Source organism: Sphingomonas kyeonggiensis (assembly GCF_014204495.1).
Taxonomy (GTDB): domain Bacteria; phylum Pseudomonadota; class Alphaproteobacteria; order Sphingomonadales; family Sphingomonadaceae; genus Sphingomonas; species Sphingomonas kyeonggiensis_A.
Window position 1 is genome coordinate 458,459 of record NZ_JACHLN010000001.1, and the last position, 17,774, is coordinate 476,232.

The following is a 17,774-nucleotide window of genomic DNA, read 5'->3' on the forward strand; positions in this document are numbered from 1 at the left end:
CCAGCTTGCATCCGGCGACATGCGGACTAAGGAGACGGGCACCGACCGAGGAAGGACTTCAATCTTGGCCAATGTGCGCAACACCGCGCGACCCCTGTCGCCGCATATGTCGATCTGGAAATGGGGCCCGTCGATGGCGGCCTCGATCACGCACCGCGTTACCGGCAGCGGGCTGGCGACCGTGGGAACGATCCTGTTCGTCTGGTGGCTTGTCGCGCTGGCTTCCGGCCCGGCGGCCTATGCCTGCTTCCTCGACCTGTTCACGGTGAAGTCCGGCGCGCTCAACATCGTCGGCTATGTCTTCGGGATCGGCCTGACCTACTCCTTCTTCCAGCACCTGAGCACCGGCGTGCGCCACTTCTTCCTGGACCAGGGCGCCAATTTCGAGCTCAAGGCCAACAAGACGACCGCGCTGCTGACCTATGTCGCCGCGATCCTCCTCACCATCGCCTTCTGGGGCTTCATCATCTGGGGTAAGACCAATGGGTAACGGCACCAGCATCGGCAAGGTCCGCGGCCTCGGCTCCGCCAAGGAAGGCGCGCATCACTGGTGGCACCAGCGGCTGACCGGCGGCGCCAACCTGATCCTCACCTTGTGGTTCGTGCTCAGCATCGCGCTGCTGCCGGCCTATGATTTCGAGACGGTCCGCCACTGGCTGGCCCAGACCCAGGTCGCCGTGCCGCTGATCCTGCTCGTCATCGCCACCTTCTATCACTTCCGCCTCGGCCTGCAGGTGGTGATCGAAGACTATATCCATGACGAAGTGCACATCGTGCTGATGGTGCTGCTCAACTTCTTCACGCTGACGACCGGCACGCTCGCCATCTTCTCGATCCTCAAGATCGCCTTCACGGCAGGAGCTGCGCTCTGATGTCCGCCTACAAGATCATCGACCACACCTATGATGCCGTCGTCGTCGGCGCCGGCGGTTCGGGCCTGCGCGCCACCATGGGCTGCGCCGAAGCCGGCCTGAAGACCGCCTGCATCACCAAGGTGTTCCCCACGCGCTCGCACACCGTCGCCGCCCAGGGCGGCATCGCCGCGAGCCTCGGCAACAACACGCCCGATCACTGGTCGTGGCACATGTTCGACACCGTCAAGGGCTCCGACTGGCTCGGCGACCAGGACGCGATCGAGTATATGGTTCGCGAAGCGCCGCAGGCGGTGTACGAGCTCGAGCATGCCGGCGTGCCGTTCAGCCGCAACGACAATGGCACGATCTACCAGCGCCCGTTCGGCGGCCACATGCAGAACATGGGCGAAGGCCCGCCCGTGCAGCGCACCTGCGCCGCGGCGGACCGTACCGGCCACGCCATGCTCCACGCGCTCTACCAGCAGAGCCTGAAGTATGACGCCGACTTCTACGTCGAATATTTCGCGCTCGACCTGATCATGGAAGACGGCGCCTGCCGCGGCGTGATCGCCTTGTGCATGGAAGACGGCTCGATCCACCGCTTCCGTTCGCACGCCGTCGTGCTCGCCACCGGCGGCGGCGGCCGCGTCTACCAGTCGGCGACCTCGGCGCACACCTGCACCGGCGACGGCAACGGCATGGCGCTGCGCGCGGGCATCGCACTGCAGGACATGGAGTTCGTCCAGTTCCACCCGACCGGCATCTACGGCGCCGGCGTCCTCATCACCGAGGGCGCGCGCGGTGAAGGCGGCTACCTGACCAACTCCGAGGGCGAGCGCTTCATGGAGCGCTATGCTCCCTCGGCCAAGGACCTCGCCAGCCGCGACGTCGTCGCGCGCTCGATGGCGATGGAAATCCGCGAGGGCCGCGGCGTCGGCAAGGAGAAGGATCACATCTTCCTTCACCTCAACCATATCGATCCGAAGATCCTGCACGAGCGCCTGCCGGGCATCACCGAGACCGGCAAGATCTTCGCCGGTGTCGACCTGACCCGCCAGCCGCTGCCGGTGGTGCCGACCGTCCACTACAATATGGGCGGCATCCCCACGAACTATCACGGCGAAGTCGTCCGCAATAAGGACGGCGATCCGGATTCGGTCGTCCCCGGCCTGTTCGCGGTCGGCGAAGCGGCCTGCGTGTCGGTCCACGGCGCCAACCGCCTCGGCTCCAACTCGCTGATCGACCTCGTCGTCTTCGGCCGCGCCACCGGTCTCCGCCTCAAGGAGATCATCAAGCCCGGCACCAAGCACAACGAGCTGCCCAAGGGCTCGGAGGAGTTCGCGCTCAGCCGTCTCGATCACTTCCGCAACGCCAAGGGCGAGAAGCCGACCGCGCAGATCCGCGCCGACATGCAGAAGACGATGCAGCGCCACTGCGCCGTGTTCCGCGACAGCGCGCTGCTGGCGGAGGGCGTCGAGCACATGAAGGAAGTCTACAAGGGCTTCCAGGACGTGGGCATCCAGGACCGCTCGCTGATCTGGAACACCGACCTGGTCGAGACGCTCGAGCTCGACAACCTGATCGGCCAGGCCGTCGTCACCATCGAGTGCGCCGCCAACCGCAAGGAAAGCCGCGGCGCGCACATGCACGAGGACTTCCCCGAGCGCGACGACAAGAACTGGATGAAGCACACCGTCGCCACCTTCGAGGGCTGGGGCGGCAAGGGCGGCAAGACCGAAATCGATTACCGCCCGGTCCACGACTACACGCTCACCGACGAGATCGAGTACATCAAGCCGAAGAAGCGGGTGTACTGATCCTTCGACAGCAGGTTTCCGAAAGGGCCCGTTCGCCATATGCGAGCGGGCCCTTTTGCATTTCATCTGCACGATAGCTCCTTTTGACCGGTGATCACGCGTCGCCAGACTGGCCGCGACCCAATGGAACGCGCCGATGCAGTCTTCCCCTTCGACATCGCGGGTGCGCTTGACACCGCCCAGCCCCCCACGAAAGTGGACCAACAAGGGGGCACCAATGAGCGCATTCGAATTCATCTTCAGCTTCTTCGGGCTGCTGCTCGGCCTCGCGCTCGCCGAGGGGCTTGGCGGTCTCTCCCGCGCGCTCAAGGCGAGCCACAAGGTGCGGATCGGCTGGGCGACCATCCTGCTCGGCGTCTTCGTCTCGTGCGATGTCGTGTCCTTCTGGATGTATGGCTGGGCGCTGCGCGATCTGCTGCCGCTCAACTGGCCGGTGCTGTTCTGCGGCTTCCTGGTGACCGCCGTCTATTATGTCGCCGCCTCGCTGATCTTCCCCGACGACCCCGAGGAATGGGGCGATCTCGACCTCTATTTCGACCGGCACCGCGGCAAGGTGCTGACCGCCGTGCTGCTCTGCAACGTCGCGCTGATGGCGACGACGATCGGGCTGGCGGGAACGAAGGGCCTGTTCACCTTCCGGCTGTTCGTCCTCACCTGGTCGTTCTTCCCGGTGATCCTGCTGGCGATCGCCGCGCGGGACCGGCGGATCGTCATCGCCTGCCTGGCCTGGCTGATCGCGGTCTATCCGCTCACCGCCATCTGGCATTGAAGCCCGGCGCTCCCCAGATGGCTTGACACCGCTCTCGCACCCGCGAGAGTGGTCGTTAACTAAATCGGGGGTTCTCGCCTGCCCATGCGTATCGCGTTCGCCATGCTTGCGGCGGTTGCCGCGCTCGCCGTCACGCCAGCCGCCGCCCAGTACAAGGCGCCGGAGCACAAGGCGGACTGGCCGGGGATGGTCTCCGGGCCCGACGGCATCGAAGGGCTCGATCCCGGCCCCGAGCTGCAGCGCGGCCGATCGGCCAGGGCGATGCTCGCCGATACCCGCAAGCTCAACGTCGCGCTCAATGCGCTCCAGCCGCAGCGCAAGACGCTGGTCGACGCCTATGTCGTCTCGGTCGCGCTCGACAGCGATCCGGTGTTCGGGCGCGAGGCGCGCGAGGCCGGCAAGGTGCTGTCGCGCCGCTTCGACGCCGCCGGCCGCACCATCGTCCTTGGCGGCACCGCCGGCTCCATGCCGAGCGAGCTGCCGGGTGGTTCGCTGACCAGCCTCACCCTCGCCCTCGCCCGCATTGCCGAGGTGATGGACAAGGAGCAGGACGTCCTCGTCCTCTACACCACGAGCCACGGTGCCAAGGTTGGCATCGCTTATCATGACGGCGACGAGGGCTATGGCATCCTCAGCCCTCGGCGGCTCGAATCCCTCCTCGACGAACTGGGGATCAAAAACCGGCTGCTGATTCTCTCGGCCTGTTATTCGGGCATCTTTGTCAGCCCGCTCTCCAGCCCCACCACCGCGCTGTTCACCGCCGCCTCCTCGGATCGCACGAGCTTCGGCTGCCAGGCCGATAACGACTGGACCTTCTTCGGCGATGCGATGATCAACCATGCGCTGCGCAAGGGCCAGCCGCTCGAAAAGGCGTCGGACGAGGCGCGCATGCTGATCAACGACTGGGAAAGCATGGCGCGCGTCATGCCGTCCAACCCGCAGGTGACGATCGGCGCGGATGTCGCGACCTGGCTCGCCCCGCTCGAGGCGCGCATGCCGCAGACCGACACCCCACCCGTCGGCCGCCCGGCGACCGACATGCTCAAACGCGGCGGATAGCATGGCAGCCGAGGAAACTCTTCTGGAGCGGTTGATCCCGGGCGATCTGGAACACCAGATCCCCGCGGCGATCCAGAAGGCGCTTCCCGGCGGCTTCCGCAATCGCGTGCTCCAGGTCGGCCTCGGCCTGCTGATCACCTTCGGCTTCGCCTTCCTCGTCCGTCGCTGGGTCGAGCGGCGCGAAGCCCAACGCCGGGTGATCGCACCCCGGCCCACCGCCCCCACGCTTCCGCCCGCGCCGCTGGAACCCGATCCGATCGCGGAAGTTACCGCGGCGATGACCGACGCGATCGACGCCCCCGCCAGCCCGCAGGACGACAGCCAGGCCGCGCGCTACCCGCTGCTCGCCCGCCCGCATGTCGCTCTGTCCGGCCCGGTCGACCAGGCGATGTACGCCAGCTTCCGCGACCAGCTCGCCGCCGCTCCGCGCGAAGGCAGCCTCGTCGTCTCGCTTTCCACCCTGGGCGGCGACCCCGAAGTCGCCCGGCTGATGGGCGACGAGATCCGCCTGCTACGCGACTATTCTGGCCGCGAGACGCTGTTCCTCGGCAAGGTCGCCGTCTACTCCGCCGGCGCGACCTTCATGGCCGCCTTCCCCGCCGACAAGCGCTTCCTCACCCGCGGCACTCGGTTGATGATCCATGAGCGACAGATCCAGTCGACGCTCGATCTGTCCGGCCCGCTGCGCATGCAGGTCGCCAGCCTCAAGGCCAAGCTGCACGAGATCGAGGAATCGGTGCGGATCGAGGAAGAGGGCTTTCGCGACATCATCGCCGGCTCGAAAGTGCGCTTCGAGGAAGTCGCCGAGCGCGCGCCGGCCAACTGGTATATCGAGGCGGAAGAGGCCCGTTCGCTCGGTCTGGTGCTTGATATCATCTGAGAGGTTGAGCCCGGCGGTTCGATTGGCTATCGCGCGGCCAAGCATAAGGAACCCCTCGATGGCCGAATTCCGCCTTCCCAAGAACAGCCGCATCTCCACCAAGGGCAAGGAGCACAAGGCGGACCCGGGCGCGAAGAACGTCAAGAAGTTCAAGATCTACCGCTACGATCCGGATTCGGGCGAGAATCCCCGCTACGACACGTTCGAGATCGACCTCGACGAATGCGGCCCGATGGTCCTCGACGCGCTGATCAAGATCAAGTCGGAGCAGGACAGCTCGCTGACCTTCCGCCGCTCGTGCCGCGAAGGCATTTGCGGCTCCTGCTCGATGAACATGGACGGGCGCAACGGCCTCGCGTGCACCACCGCGATCGAGGACATCAAGGGCGACATCCGCATCACCCCGCTGCCGCACATGGACGTGATCAAGGACCTCGTTCCCGATTTCACCCACTTCTATGCGCAGTACGCCTCGATCAAGCCGTGGCTGCAGACCGTGTCGACCACGCCCTCGGGCAAGGAGCGGCTCCAGTCGCCGGCCGACCGCGAGAAGCTCGACGGCCTGTACGAGTGCATCCTGTGCGCCTGCTGCTCGACCTCGTGCCCGAGCTACTGGTGGAACAGCGACAAGTTCCTCGGCCCGGCGATCCTGCTCCAGGCCTATCGCTGGCTGGCCGACTCGCGCGACGAGATGACCGGCGAGCGCCTCGACAATCTCGAGGATCCGTTCCGCCTCTATCGCTGCCACACGATCATGAACTGCTCGAACGTCTGCCCGAAGGGCCTGAGCCCGGGCAAGGCGATCGCCGAGATCAAGAAGATGGAAGCCGAGCGCACGCTCTGATCCTGTGAACCAGCCCGGCCCCGAGCATTTCTTCTACGAAGACGATCCGGACCTGCCGGGCTGGAAGCGCTGGCAGATTCTGGACCAGGGCCGGTTCAACAGCTTCATCGGCGCGCTTTCGGTGAAGGCGAGCGGTGAGCGCACCGCGCTGGTCCGCCACCGCTTCGAGCGCCAGCACTCCAATTTGCGCGACCATATCCATGGCGGCGCGCTCGCCGGCTTCATCGACATGGCGCTGTTCGCCGCCGCGCGCGGCCTCGGCGTGCTCGCCGGCCCTGCCTCCACCGTCGACATGTCGATCCAGTTCATCGCCGGCGGCGCGATCGGCACCGATACCGAAGCCGAGATCGACCTGCTGCGTGAGACCGGCCGCATGCTGTTCCTGCGCGGCGTGGTCCGCCAGGGCGATGTGACCGTCGCCAGCTTCCTCGGCACCATCCGCAAGAGTTCGCCCCCGCCCAGATCATGACCAGCGTAATCGAGAAATACCGTGCCCTCGTCGCCGCGGGCGAGCTTCGCCCCGACCCCGAACAGGCCGCCGCCGCCGAACGGCTGAACAGCCTGGCCGGCGAACTGGAAGCGGTGCCGAAAAAGGGCAGCATCCTGTGGCGCGCGCTCGGCCGCCTGCCCGAGCCGCCGCGCGGGCTCTACATCTGGGGCAGCGTCGGCCGCGGCAAGTCGATGCTGATGGACCTGTTCTACGAGACGGTGAACATCCGCCGGAAGCGCCGCGTCCATTTCCACGAATTCATGCTCGAAGTGCATGAGCGGCTCAACGAGGAGCGCAAGAGGGACACGCGCGATCCCGTCGTCGCGGTCGCCGATGCGATGGTCGAGGATACCCGCCTGCTCGCCTTCGACGAGATGGTGGTCAACAACCCCGCCGACGCGATGATCCTCTCGCGCCTGTTCACCGAGATGATGGGGCATGGCCTCACCATGGTCGCCACCTCGAACCGGGCGCCGCGCGACCTCTACAAGGACGGGCTCAACCGCCAGCTGTTCATCCCCTTCATCGAGCTGATCGAAGCGAAGATGGACGTGCTGACGCTGAACGGCCCGACCGACTATCGCCTCGATCGCCTCGGCCGGATGGACACCTGGCTGGTGCCGAACGGGCCCGAGGCCACAAAGCAGCTTTCCGAAGCGTTCTTCCGCCTGACCGATTATCCGGTCGAGGACCGCGCCCATGTCCCGACCTGCGAGCTGCCGGTGCAGGGCGGGCGCGAGCTGCATGTGCCGAAATGCCTGAAGGGCGTCGCGGTGTTCTCGTTCAAGCGGCTGTGCGGCGAGGCGCGCGGCGCCGCCGACTATCTCGCCATCGCCCGGCGCTTCCACACCGTGATCCTGGTCGGCATCCCCAAGCTGGGGCCGGAGAACCGCAACGAGGCAGCGCGCTTCGTCACGCTGATCGACGCGCTCTACGAGCACAAGGTCAAGCTACTCGCCGCCGCCGATGCCCAGCCACAGGACATGTACGAGACCGGCGACGGCCGCTTCGAGTTCGACCGCACCGTCAGCCGCCTGATGGAAATGCGCTCGGAGACGTACCTGGCCGAAGGGCACGGCGAGCAGTGAATGCCATTCCCATCCCTGGAAGGGAGGGAAGCAAAAGAAAGAACCACCCCGGTATATTGGTCTGGCCGAATGGCCTGACCCGCGATAGGCTCCCCGCAAAAGCAAAATAGGGAGAGACTATGCGCCTGATCGGGTTCGCGCTTGCGGCGTTGCTGGCACCCATGAGCGCTTCGGCGCAGACCCTGGTCGCGGCCGACCTTCGCCCGGGCCAGAGCCTGGACGGCGCCTGGCACTGGTCGGTCGATCCCTATCGCGACGGCGTCGCCGGCTTTCATGGCGGTCCGCCTTCCGAAAGCACCGCGCGCTATCAGGACAGGATCCAGGCCGATGAAGCCGAGAAGCGCCCGACCGCGCTGTTCGAGTTCGACATGCAGCGCTCGGCGATCACGCACCTGCCCGGCAGCTGGATCGGCCATGCCCCGGAGATGCGCTATTATCAGGGCCTGGTCTGGTACCAGCGGACCTTCGACTACACGCCGGCGGGCCCGGGCAAGCGCGTCTATCTCCGCTTCGGCAGCGCCGATTATGCCGCCAGCGTGTTCCTCAACGGCAAGCCGGTCGGCAAGCATGTCGGCGCCTTCACCCCCTTCGCCTTTGACGTGACCGACAGGCTGCGCCCGGGCAGCAACCAGATCACCGTTGGCGTCGATTCCGCCCGCACCGACAGCGACGTGCCGCCGCCGGTCACCGACTGGGAGACCTATGGCGGCATCACCCGCTCGGTACGCCTGGTCACCGTGCCCGAGACATTCGTGGACGATGCGTTCGTCCGGCTGGGCAAGGACGGCCGCATCGCGGTCTCGGCGCAACTGCTTGGGCCGCAGGCCGCGAACGCGCCGATCCGCCTCGCCATCCCCACGCTCGGCGCCACGCTCGAAGGGCGCACCGATGGCGAAGGCAAATGGAGCGCCAGCCTGCCGGCGCCGCGCGCCCTGCAGCGCTGGTCGCCCGAGAACCCGAAGCTCTACGACGTCGAGATCGCCTCCGGCGCGGACCGCTTCGCCGACCGTGTCGGCTTCCGTACGATCGAAGTGCAGGGCGACCGGATCCTGCTCAACGGCAAGTCGATCTTCCTGCGCGGCATCTCGATGCACGAGGAGGAATTGGGCAAGGATCCCGTCCGTGCGATGAGCCCCGCCGCCGCGCGGGCGCTGTTCTCCGAGATCAAGCAGGGGCTGCACGGCAACTTCGTGCGCCTCGCGCATTATCCGCATGACGAGGGCACCACCCGCCTCGCCGACGAGATGGGCCTGCTCGTGTGGAGCGAGGTGCCGGTCTATTGGCGCGTCGCCTGGGGCAATGCCGATACGCTCGCCACCGCGCGCCGGATGATCGCCGAGAATATCCGCCGTGACCGCAACCGCGCCGCGATCGTGCTGTGGAGCGTCGCCAACGAAACGCCGGTATCGGACGCCCGCAACGCCTTCCTCCGCACGCTGATCGGCGATGTCCGCGCGCTCGATGACAGCCGGCTCGTCACCGCCGCGCTGCTCAGCGATCGCAAGGGCAAGGAGATGCGGATCAATGATCCGCTGGTCGGCGATCTCGATGTGATGGCGATCAACACCTACAATGGCTGGTATTCGGATGATCCGCTCGCCGCGATCCCGAGCTTCACCTGGGCCAGCCCGGTCAACAAGCCGCTGATCTTCTCCGAGTTCGGCGCCGATGCGCTCTATGGCTATCACGACGGCACCGCGGCCCCGCACAAGTTCAGCGAGGAATATCAGGCCGAATATTATCGCCGCACGCTGGAAATGGCGGCCAAGGTGCCGTTCCTGCGCGGCCTCAGCCCCTGGATCCTCAAGGACTTCCGCTCCCCGCGCCGCCAGCACCCGGTCTATCAGCAGGGCTGGAACCGCAAAGGGCTGATCTCGGAGACCGGCCAGCGCAAGCAGGCGTTCGGCGTGCTGGCCGAAGACTATGCCGCGCGGGAGAAGGCGGAACGCTAGGCCGCCAGCGCCGCTGCCAGCTCCTGCCCCTTCCCCGTCAGCGCATAGAGCGGCAGCGGTGGATAGCGGTCCTCGAGCCGGCGACGGACCAGTTCCTCATCGATCACGGCCTTGAGCGTGGTCGAGAGGGCACGCGGGGTGACCGGTGCCAGCCGCGCCTGGAGTTCGCCGAAGCGCGCCCAGTCCGGCCCCAGCCCGGCGACCAGCGGCAGCGACCAGCGCGGCAGGTCGCCCGCTCCCAGCCGCAGCCGCGCCCGCGCTTCCTCGATCCGTGCGCACAGCGCCGCGACCGGGCGGCCGGCATCGCTCAGCACATATTCGGGGCGCAGCGGATGGCCATGACCGGGGTTGGGCTGCACCCAGCCGCATTCCCGCAGCCAGGCCAGGCAGCGCGACAGGCTGTTGTGCGGCAGGTCGAACGCGCGCGCCATCACCGCGAAGCGCGCGCCCTGCTCGCGGTGGAGCAGCGCCAGCACCGGGATCGCCCAGCGATTGGACTCCAAGGTGCGCAGGAGCTGCGCCGGATCAGAGGGAATTGACTCCATCACCAAATTCATATCGACTATATAAATGTAACCGTAGAGTCGGAGAACCCGGATGGCAACCACGCTCGAACCCTCTGCCCGCGCCGCACTCGGCTATGACGGCGGCCTGACCTGCGCGATCAACGTCACCGATCTAGATGCCGGCATCGCCTGGTATCGCGACGTGCTGGGAATGAACCTGCTCTACCGCGTCGACGAGATCGCCTGGTGCGAGTTCGAGAGCCCGGTGGCGCGCGTCAATGTCGGCCTTGCCCAGCGCGAGAGCGTGATCCAGGGCGGCGGCGCCACGCTCACTTTCGGGGTCGTCGACATCGAAGCGGCGCAGAAGGTGCTCGACTCCGCGGGCGTGCGGCAGGATGGACCGATCCAGGATATACCAGGCATGGTCCGGCTGCTCACCTTCTACGATCCCGACGGCAATGCGCTGATGCTCTACCAGGATCTGATGCAGGGCGGCTGAGCCCGATCCGCCAGGCCGGGGAAGCGCCGCATGCCCGCGAGCAAGGCGGCGCAACCCCTTATTGCAGTTGCGAATTAGTTGCAAAGATAATCGCAGCCCATCCTTTTTCATGGGTTGCGACTCTCCTATTATGGGCCTAAGCCGCCACCGCTTTCACCGGCACGCCGGTACGTGCGTGCTGGTGTCCGGTTGAACCAGACCCATAGGGAGTATCCATGGCCCGCAAGAAGATCGCGCTGATTGGCGCCGGCAACATCGGCGGTACGCTCGCGCACCTCGCAGCACTCAAGGGCCTGGGCGACATCGTCCTGTTCGACGTCGTCGAAGGCGTGCCCCAGGGCAAGGCGCTCGACCTGTCGCAGTGCGGCCCCGTCGAGGGCTTCGACGCCAAGATCATCGGCTCGAACGACTATGCCGACATCGCGGGCGCCGACGTGATCATCGTCACCGCCGGCGTCGCCCGCAAGCCGGGCATGAGCCGCGACGACCTGCTCGGCATCAACCTCAAGGTCATGAAGGCTGTCGGCGAGGGCATCGCCGCCCATGCGCCCGACGCGTTCGTGATCTGCATCACCAACCCGCTCGACGCGATGGTCTGGGCGCTGCGCGAATTCTCGGGCCTGCCGCACACCAAGGTCGTCGGCATGGCCGGCGTACTCGACTCGGCCCGCTTCAGCCACTTCCTCGCCGAGGAATTCGGCGTGTCGGTCAAGGACGTGAACACCTTCGTGCTCGGCGGCCACGGCGACACCATGGTCCCGGTCCTCGAATATTCGACCGTGTCGGGCATCCCCGTCGCCGATCTGATCGAGATGGGCTTCTCGACCAAGGAAAAGATCGACGAGATCGTCAAGCGCACCCGTGGCGGCGGCGGCGAGATCGTCGCGCTGCTCAAGACCGGCTCGGCCTTCTATGCGCCCGCCACCTCGGCGATCGCGATGGCCGAGGCCTATCTCTACGACCAGAAGCGCATCCTGCCCGCAGCCGCGCACCTGACCGGCCAGTACGGCGTCGACAATCTCTACGTCGGCGTGCCGGTCCTGTTCGGCAAGGACGGCGTCGAGAAGATCGTCGAGGTCAAGCTGTCGGACGAGGCCAAGGCCAATCTGACGGTCTCGGTCGACGCGGTGAAGGAACTGCTGGTCGCCTGCAAGGCGATCGACGGCTCGCTCGCCTGATCATGACTGCGCAGCGCTCCGGCCTGCTCGCGATCGCCGCGCTTGCCTGTGCAAGCGCGGCTTCGCTGTTGCCGGCGCCTGCAATGGCCCAGGAGGCCACGCCCACGGCCCCCGCCGAGCCGGTGCCGCTGTTCCAGGCTGCCTGCATCAGCGGCGCGGTCCGGCTGAGCAAGAGCGTCGCCGAGCCGATGACCTTCGCCTCGCTGCCCGCCGCCGCGCAGCGCGCGCTCGGCGCCGGCACCGTCGCGACGCGTGCCGAGGCCGAGAAGCTGCCCGCGCCGACCGCGGCGCAGGTGCCCAACACGATTTACCGGATCGCCGGTGGCCAGCTCTATCTGCTGCCGCCCACCGCCCAGCCCAGCCACACTCCGATCGGCGATAGCTGCATCGTGCTGTGGTACGCGCTGTCCGACGAGGATTATCCCGCTGCACGCAAGCTCGTCCTCCCCGATGAGGACGCCGTGCCGCTCTCCGCACGCCCCACCGCCAGCGCGGTCGGTGCGTCGGTTGCCACTTCCGCTCGCGAGGACGTTCGCGTGACCGCCGCCGCCTATGGCGGCTGGGTCGTGCTGCGCTCCTCCTCCCTAACCGAATCCAAAGCGCCTGGAGCCCAGTGAACGCATGAGCATCCTGATCAACAAGAACACCAAGGTCATCACCCAGGGGATGACCGGTGAGACCGGCACCTTCCACACCCAGCAGGCGCTCGCCTATGGGACGCAGATGGTCGGCGGCGTGACCCCCGGCAAGGGCGGCACCGAGCATATCGGCCTGCCCGTGTTCGACACCGTCGCCGAGGCCGTCACCAAGACCGGCGCCGACGCCTCGGTCATCTACGTGCCGCCGCCCTTCGCCGCCGACTCGATCCTCGAGGCGATCGACGCCGAAGTGCCGCTGATCGTCTGCATCACCGAGGGCATCCCGGTGCTCGACATGGTCAAGGTGAAGCGCGCGCTTTCGGGTTCGAAGTCGCGCCTGATCGGCCCGAACTGCCCCGGCCTGCTGACCCCGGGCGAGTGCAAGATCGGCATCATGCCGGGCTCGATCTTCTCGAAGGGCTCGGTGGGCGTCGTCTCGCGCTCGGGCACCCTCACCTATGAGGCGGTGTTCCAGACCACCAATGCCGGCCTCGGCCAGACCACCGCGGTGGGCATCGGCGGCGACCCCGTCAACGGCACCAACTTCATCGACGTGCTCGAGCTGTTCCTCGCGGACGACGCGACCAAGTCGATGATCATGATCGGCGAAATCGGCGGCTCGGCCGAAGAGGAAGCCGCGCAGTTCCTGATCGACGAGGCCAAGCGTGGCCGCAAGAAGCCGATGGCCGGCTTCATCGCGGGCCGCACGGCGCCTCCGGGCCGCCGCATGGGCCATGCCGGCGCGATCGTCTCGGGCGGCCAGGGCGGTGCCGAGGAAAAGATCGCGAAGATGGAAGAGGCAGGCATCCGCGTCGCAGCCAGCCCGTCGGAGCTCGGCTCCACGCTGGTCGAAGTGCTCAAGGGCTGAATTACAACGTGCGCGCTCCTATCTCCTTCACGGAATGGGAGCGCTAACACAGACTGGAATTGACTATGGGCTATGAGGGCCTGGACTTCGACGAGATCGCCGGCGGTGTGAGCCCCGCCTTCGTCGAGACGATGTACCGCCGCTACAAGGCGGATCCGACCGGCGTCGAGCCGCAGTGGCAGCAGTTCTTCGACGGCCTCGAGAACGCGGCTTCGGGCCCCAGCTGGGCGAACCCGCGCTGGCCGCTCGCCGAAACGGATGCCCTCACTGCCGGGCTCGATCCCACCCAGATGGAGCCCGCGCCCAAGCCCGCCAAGGGTGGCGCTGCCCCGGCCAAGCCGGCCGGCCCCGCCGCGTCGGAAGCCGACATCGCCCGCGCCGCCGGCGATTCGATCCGCGCGATGCTGCTGATCCGCACCTACCGGGTGCGCGGCCACCTCGCCGCTTCGCTCGATCCGCTCGGCCTGGCCCGCCAGGACCTGCCTGCCGACCTGACGCCGGAATATCACGGCTTCACCGGCGCCGATCTCGATCGCCCGATCTATCTCGGCGGCACGCTCGGCCTGGAAAAGGCGACCGTGCGCGAGATCGTCGCGATCCTGCAGGCGAACTACTGCGGCAATGTCGGCCTCGAGTACATGCACATCGCCGATGTGGAGGAGCGCCGCTTCCTCCAGGATCGGATGGAGGGCAAGGACAAGGCCATCCAGTTCACCGCCGACGGCAAGAAGGCGATCCTCTCCAAGGTCATCGAGGCCGAGGAGTGGGAGAAGTTCTGCGGCAAGAAGTATGTCGGCACCAAGCGCTTCGGCCTCGACGGCGGCGAAGCGATGATCCCGGCGATGGAAGCCATCATCAAGTACGGCGGCCAGCTCGGCGTGCGCGAGATCGTGTACGGCATGGCGCATCGCGGCCGCCTGAACATGCTCACCAACGTGATGTCGAAGCCGTATCGCGCGATCTTCCACGAATTCTCGGGCGGCTCGTCCAATCCGGACGACGTCGGCGGCTCGGGCGACGTGAAGTATCACCTCGGCACCAGCACCGATCGCGAGTTCGACGGCATCAGCGTCCATATGTCGCTGGTCGCCAACCCGTCGCACCTTGAAGCGGCCGATCCGGTCGTACTCGGCAAGACCCGCGCGATCCAGACGATCGCCAACGACCTGGAAGCGCATACCGGCTCGCTGCCCGTGCTGCTGCACGGCGACGCCGCGTTCGCCGGCCAGGGCATTGTCTGGGAGTGCCTCGGCTTCTCGGGCATCCGCGGCTACAACACCGGCGGCTGCCTGCACTTCATCATCAACAACCAGATCGGCTTCACGACGAGCCCGCAGTTCGCGCGCTCCTCGCCCTATCCGTCGGACGTCGCCAAGGGCGTCCAGGCGCCGATCTTCCACGTCAATGGCGACGATCCCGAAGCGGTCACCTTCGCCTGCAAGATGGCGATCGAGTTCCGCCAGACCTTCAAGCGCGACGTCGTGATCGACATGTGGTGCTATCGCCGCTTTGGCCATAACGAAGGCGACGAGCCCTCGTTCACCCAGCCGCTGATGTACAAGGCGATCCGCCAGCATCCGTCGGTCAGCGTCGTCTATTCGAAGAAGCTGATCGCCGAAGGCACGATCGACCAGGGCTTCGTCGACGAGAAGGTGAAGCAGTTCAACCTGCTGCTCGAAGGCGAGTTCGAAGCGGGCAAGTCGTACCTCCCCAACAAGGCGGACTGGTTCGGCGGCCGCTGGTCGGGCCTGTCGGTTCCGGGCGATGCCGAGACGGCGCGCCGCTCGGTCGAGACCGGCATCGAGAAGAAGCTGTTCGACAGCCTCGGCCGCACGCTGACCGAAGTCCCCTCGGACCTCGAGATCCACAAGACGCTCGGCCGCGTGCTCGATGCGAAGCGTGCGATGTTCTCGTCGGGCGAGAATTTCGACTGGGCGACCGGCGAAGCGCTGGCCTTCGGCTCGCTGCTCTCGGAAGGCTATGGCGTCCGCCTCTCGGGCCAGGACGTCGGCCGCGGCACCTTCTCGCAGCGCCACGCGGTGTGGGTCGATCAGAAGGATGAGCATCGCTACATCCCGCTCTCGACCATCCCGCACGGCACCTTCGAAGTGCTCGATTCGCCGCTCTCGGAGTACGGCGTGCTCGGCTTCGAATATGGCTATGCGCTCGCCGATCCGAAGACGCTGGTGCTGTGGGAAGCGCAGTTCGGCGACTTCGCCAATGGCGCGCAGATCATGATCGACCAGTTCATCGCGGCGGGCGAGGCGAAGTGGCTGCGCGCCAACGGCCTGGTGATGCTGCTGCCGCACGGCTATGAAGGCCAGGGCCCCGAGCACAGCTCGGCGCGTCCGGAGCGCTATCTGCAGCTCTGCGCGGAAGACAATATGCAGGTCGTCAACATCACGACGCCGGCAAACTACTTCCACCTGCTGCGCCGCCAGATGCACCGCACCTTCCGCAAGCCGCTGGTGCAGATGACGCCGAAGTCGCTGCTCCGCCACAAGCTGGCCGTGTCGAAGGCCGAGGACTTCCTGGGCGACAGCCACTTCATGCGCATCCTCAGCGACCCGTCGGCTCCGGCGGATACCGAGGTGAAGCGCCTGGTGCTGTGCACCGGCAAGGTCGCCTATGACCTGATCGAGGCGCGCGATGCCGCCGGTGACAAGAACACCGCGATCGTCCGCATCGAGCAGCTCTATCCCTTCCCGGGCGAGGCCCTGGCCAAGCGCATCGCGCGCATGACCAACCTCGAGGAAGTGATCTGGGCGCAGGAAGAGCCGAAGAACAACGGCTACTGGTTCTTCGTCGAGCCCTTCATCGAGGCCAGCCTGGCCGAGGCGAAGTGCAAGGTGCAGCGTCCGCGCTATGCCGGCCGTGGTCCGGCCGCAGCGGTCGCTACCGGCCTGATGAAGCGCCACCAGGCCGAACAGGGCGCGCTGATCGCAGACGCGCTCGGCCACAATGTCCGCGAAGAAATTCGCCGGACCCGCAACAACTGAGATCCCCAGGGAACGAGGAAAGACAATGGCAGACGTTAAAGTCCCGGTGCTGGGTGAATCGATCACCGAAGCCACGCTTGGTGAATGGCTGAAGAACCCGGGTGACCCCGTCGCGCTCGACGAGCCGATCGCGAGCCTCGAGACCGACAAGGTCTCGGTCGAAGTCGGCAGCCCGGTTGCCGGCGTGATGGGCGATCAGCTCGTCAAGATCGGCGACACGGTCGAGGTCGGCGCGGTGATCGCCGTGGTGACCGAGGGCGGCGCTGCCGCCGCTGCTCCGGCGCCCGCCGCAGCCCCGGCTGCCGCGCCCGCTCCGGCCGCGGCACCCGCGCCCGCAGCTTCGGAAGCCGCTGCGCTGTCGCCGTCGGTGCGCCGCGCGGTGCTCGAGACCGGTGTCGATCCGTCGACCGTGCAGGGCACCGGCAAGGACGGCCGCCTGACCAAGGACGATGTGCTGACCGCGGCGAGCAACAAGCCCGCCCCGGCCGCCGCGCCGGCACCCGCCGCTGCTCCGGCAGCTTCGGCGAGCGGCCGCAAGGAAGAGCGCGTCAAGATGACGCGCCTGCGCCAGACCGTCGCCAAGCGCCTCAAGGAAGCGCAGAACACCGCCGCGATGCTCACCACGTTCAACGACGTGGACATGACCGCGGTGATCGAGGCGCGCGCCAAGTACAAGGATCTGTTCGAGAAGAAGCACGGCGTTCGCCTCGGCTTCATGGGCTTCTTCGTGAAGGCCGCCTGCATGGCGCTCAAGGACATCCCGGGCGTCAACGGCTCGATCGAGGGCGATGAGATCGTCTATCACGATTATTGCGACATCTCGGTCGCCGTCTCGGCCCCGCAGGGCCTGGTCGTCCCCGTGATCCGCGACGCCGAGACCCTGTCGGTCGCCGGCATCGAGAAGACGATCGGCGACTTCGGCAAGCGCGCCAAGGACGGCACGCTCAAGATGGAAGAGATGAAGGGCGGTACCTTCACCATCTCGAACGGCGGCGTGTTCGGCTCGCTGATGTCGACCCCGATCATCAACCCGCCGCAGTCGGCCGTGCTCGGCCTGCACCGCATCGAGGACCGCCCGGTGGTCCGCGACGGCCAGGTCGTCGTCCGCCCGATGATGTACCTCGCGCTCAGCTACGACCACCGCCTGGTCGATGGCCGCGAGGCGGTGACCTTCCTCGTCGCGCTCAAGAACGCGATCGAGGATCCGACCCGTCTGCTGATCGACCTCTGATCGACGAAACCAGCTGTTCCCCGGCGAAGGCCGGGGCCCAGTTGCAACGACGTTTGAAACTAAGCGAGACGCGCACCAGATTCCGTCTCGAAACTGGGCTCC

At 66.7% G+C, this 17,774-nt stretch carries 17 protein-coding genes; 16 read left to right on the top strand and 1 reads right to left on the bottom strand.

The features are described 5' to 3' along the window. The first annotated feature begins 64 nt into the window (after positions 1-64). The 10 genes from sdhC to HNP52_RS02350 all read left to right on the top strand — a co-directional run bounded on the left by sdhC (position 65) and on the right by HNP52_RS02350 (position 9,753). Positions 65-490, top strand: a complete 426-nt coding sequence (sdhC, locus tag HNP52_RS02305; RefSeq protein ID WP_260395865.1) for a succinate dehydrogenase, cytochrome b556 subunit — start codon at positions 65-67, stop codon at positions 488-490. Further along, positions 483-872 carry a succinate dehydrogenase, hydrophobic membrane anchor protein gene (gene sdhD / locus HNP52_RS02310; protein WP_184161917.1) on the top strand — a complete coding sequence of 130 codons (390 nt, stop codon included), beginning with the start codon at positions 483-485 and terminating at the stop codon, positions 870-872. Before sdhC ends, sdhD begins: the two co-directional genes overlap by 8 nt. Next, on the top strand, positions 869-2,671 hold the full coding sequence (sdhA, locus tag HNP52_RS02315; protein ID WP_184164912.1) for a succinate dehydrogenase flavoprotein subunit: 1,803 nt from the start codon (positions 869-871) through the stop codon (positions 2,669-2,671). Before sdhD ends, sdhA begins: the two co-directional genes overlap by 4 nt. A gap of 217 nt (positions 2,672-2,888) precedes the next feature. Beyond that, the gene (locus HNP52_RS02320; protein ID WP_184161920.1) at positions 2,889-3,440 is read left to right on the top strand and encodes a hypothetical protein; all 552 of its coding nucleotides are present in this window, start codon (positions 2,889-2,891) and stop codon (positions 3,438-3,440) included. An 84-nt stretch (positions 3,441-3,524) separates the two neighbouring features. Continuing rightward, on the top strand, positions 3,525-4,499 hold the full coding sequence (locus HNP52_RS02325; protein WP_260395866.1) for a C13 family peptidase: 975 nt from the start codon (positions 3,525-3,527) through the stop codon (positions 4,497-4,499). Between the two features lie 277 nt (positions 4,500-4,776). Further along, positions 4,777-5,379 carry an ATP-dependent Clp protease proteolytic subunit gene (locus HNP52_RS02330; protein WP_184164918.1) on the top strand — a complete coding sequence of 201 codons (603 nt, stop codon included), beginning with the start codon at positions 4,777-4,779 and terminating at the stop codon, positions 5,377-5,379. 58 nt (positions 5,380-5,437) lie between these two features. Beyond that, positions 5,438-6,223, top strand: coding sequence for a succinate dehydrogenase iron-sulfur subunit (locus HNP52_RS02335; RefSeq protein WP_184161923.1), 786 nt, complete (start codon positions 5,438-5,440; stop codon positions 6,221-6,223). A gap of 4 nt (positions 6,224-6,227) precedes the next feature. Next, positions 6,228-6,692: a PaaI family thioesterase gene (locus tag HNP52_RS02340; protein WP_184161926.1), complete on the top strand. Its 465-nt coding sequence runs from the start codon at positions 6,228-6,230 to the stop codon at positions 6,690-6,692. Next, the gene (gene zapE, locus HNP52_RS02345; protein WP_184161929.1) at positions 6,689-7,801 is read left to right on the top strand and encodes a cell division protein ZapE; all 1,113 of its coding nucleotides are present in this window, start codon (positions 6,689-6,691) and stop codon (positions 7,799-7,801) included. The genes HNP52_RS02340 and zapE overlap by 4 nt, the downstream gene beginning before the upstream one ends. A 119-nt stretch (positions 7,802-7,920) precedes the next feature. Beyond that, the gene (locus tag HNP52_RS02350; protein WP_184161932.1) at positions 7,921-9,753 is read left to right on the top strand and encodes a glycoside hydrolase family 2 protein; all 1,833 of its coding nucleotides are present in this window, start codon (positions 7,921-7,923) and stop codon (positions 9,751-9,753) included. Here HNP52_RS02350 and HNP52_RS02355 read toward each other — a convergent pair. Continuing rightward, the gene (locus tag HNP52_RS02355) at positions 9,750-10,298 is read right to left on the bottom strand and encodes a winged helix-turn-helix transcriptional regulator (RefSeq protein ID WP_184161935.1); all 549 of its coding nucleotides are present in this window, start codon (positions 10,296-10,298) and stop codon (positions 9,750-9,752) included. The two genes, HNP52_RS02350 and HNP52_RS02355, sit on opposite strands and share 4 nt — an antisense overlap. A 52-nt stretch (positions 10,299-10,350) precedes the next feature. Between HNP52_RS02355 and HNP52_RS02360 the strand changes: the two genes are divergently transcribed. The 6 genes from HNP52_RS02360 (at position 10,351) to odhB (ending at position 17,672) form a co-directional block, all read left to right on the top strand. Continuing rightward, a complete protein-coding gene (locus HNP52_RS02360) occupies positions 10,351-10,758 on the top strand; it encodes a VOC family protein (protein WP_184161938.1) in 408 nt (135 codons plus the stop codon). Positions 10,759-10,973: 215 nt separating this feature from the next. Then, positions 10,974-11,936: a malate dehydrogenase gene (gene mdh, locus HNP52_RS02365; protein ID WP_184161941.1), complete on the top strand. Its 963-nt coding sequence runs from the start codon at positions 10,974-10,976 to the stop codon at positions 11,934-11,936. Positions 11,937-11,938: 2 nt separating this feature from the next. After that, the gene (locus HNP52_RS02370; RefSeq protein ID WP_184161944.1) at positions 11,939-12,553 is read left to right on the top strand and encodes a hypothetical protein; all 615 of its coding nucleotides are present in this window, start codon (positions 11,939-11,941) and stop codon (positions 12,551-12,553) included. 4 nt (positions 12,554-12,557) lie between these two features. Beyond that, the gene (sucD, locus tag HNP52_RS02375) at positions 12,558-13,442 is read left to right on the top strand and encodes a succinate--CoA ligase subunit alpha (RefSeq protein ID WP_184161947.1); all 885 of its coding nucleotides are present in this window, start codon (positions 12,558-12,560) and stop codon (positions 13,440-13,442) included. A 65-nt stretch (positions 13,443-13,507) separates the two neighbouring features. Continuing rightward, positions 13,508-16,441: a 2-oxoglutarate dehydrogenase E1 component gene (locus HNP52_RS02380; RefSeq protein WP_184161950.1), complete on the top strand. Its 2,934-nt coding sequence runs from the start codon at positions 13,508-13,510 to the stop codon at positions 16,439-16,441. Positions 16,442-16,466: 25 nt separating this feature from the next. After that, entirely contained in the window at positions 16,467-17,672 is a 1,206-nt protein-coding gene (gene odhB / locus HNP52_RS02385; RefSeq protein ID WP_184161953.1) for a 2-oxoglutarate dehydrogenase complex dihydrolipoyllysine-residue succinyltransferase, read from the top strand. Positions 17,673-17,774 lie beyond the last annotated feature (102 nt).

What these genes read in the sequence shown, in the direction of transcription:
- sdhD (WP_184161917.1), top strand. Translation starts at nt 483, where the DNA reads ATGGGTAACGGCACCAGCATCGGCAAGGTCCGCGGCCTCGGCTCCGCC.
- HNP52_RS02320 (WP_184161920.1), top strand. Translation starts at nt 2,889, where the DNA reads ATGAGCGCATTCGAATTCATCTTCAGCTTCTTCGGGCTGCTGCTCGGC.
- HNP52_RS02325 (WP_260395866.1), top strand. Translation starts at nt 3,525, where the DNA reads ATGCGTATCGCGTTCGCCATGCTTGCGGCGGTTGCCGCGCTCGCCGTC.
- HNP52_RS02330 (WP_184164918.1), top strand. Translation starts at nt 4,777, where the DNA reads ATGACCGACGCGATCGACGCCCCCGCCAGCCCGCAGGACGACAGCCAG.
- HNP52_RS02335 (WP_184161923.1), top strand. Translation starts at nt 5,438, where the DNA reads ATGGCCGAATTCCGCCTTCCCAAGAACAGCCGCATCTCCACCAAGGGC.
- zapE (WP_184161929.1), top strand. Translation starts at nt 6,689, where the DNA reads ATGACCAGCGTAATCGAGAAATACCGTGCCCTCGTCGCCGCGGGCGAG.
- HNP52_RS02350 (WP_184161932.1), top strand. Translation starts at nt 7,921, where the DNA reads ATGCGCCTGATCGGGTTCGCGCTTGCGGCGTTGCTGGCACCCATGAGC.
- HNP52_RS02355 (WP_184161935.1), bottom strand. Translation starts at nt 10,298, where the DNA reads ATGGAGTCAATTCCCTCTGATCCGGCGCAGCTCCTGCGCACCTTGGAG.
- HNP52_RS02360 (WP_184161938.1), top strand. Translation starts at nt 10,351, where the DNA reads ATGGCAACCACGCTCGAACCCTCTGCCCGCGCCGCACTCGGCTATGAC.
- mdh (WP_184161941.1), top strand. Translation starts at nt 10,974, where the DNA reads ATGGCCCGCAAGAAGATCGCGCTGATTGGCGCCGGCAACATCGGCGGT.
- HNP52_RS02370 (WP_184161944.1), top strand. Translation starts at nt 11,939, where the DNA reads ATGACTGCGCAGCGCTCCGGCCTGCTCGCGATCGCCGCGCTTGCCTGT.
- sucD (WP_184161947.1), top strand. Translation starts at nt 12,558, where the DNA reads ATGAGCATCCTGATCAACAAGAACACCAAGGTCATCACCCAGGGGATG.
- HNP52_RS02380 (WP_184161950.1), top strand. Translation starts at nt 13,508, where the DNA reads ATGGGCTATGAGGGCCTGGACTTCGACGAGATCGCCGGCGGTGTGAGC.
- odhB (WP_184161953.1), top strand. Translation starts at nt 16,467, where the DNA reads ATGGCAGACGTTAAAGTCCCGGTGCTGGGTGAATCGATCACCGAAGCC.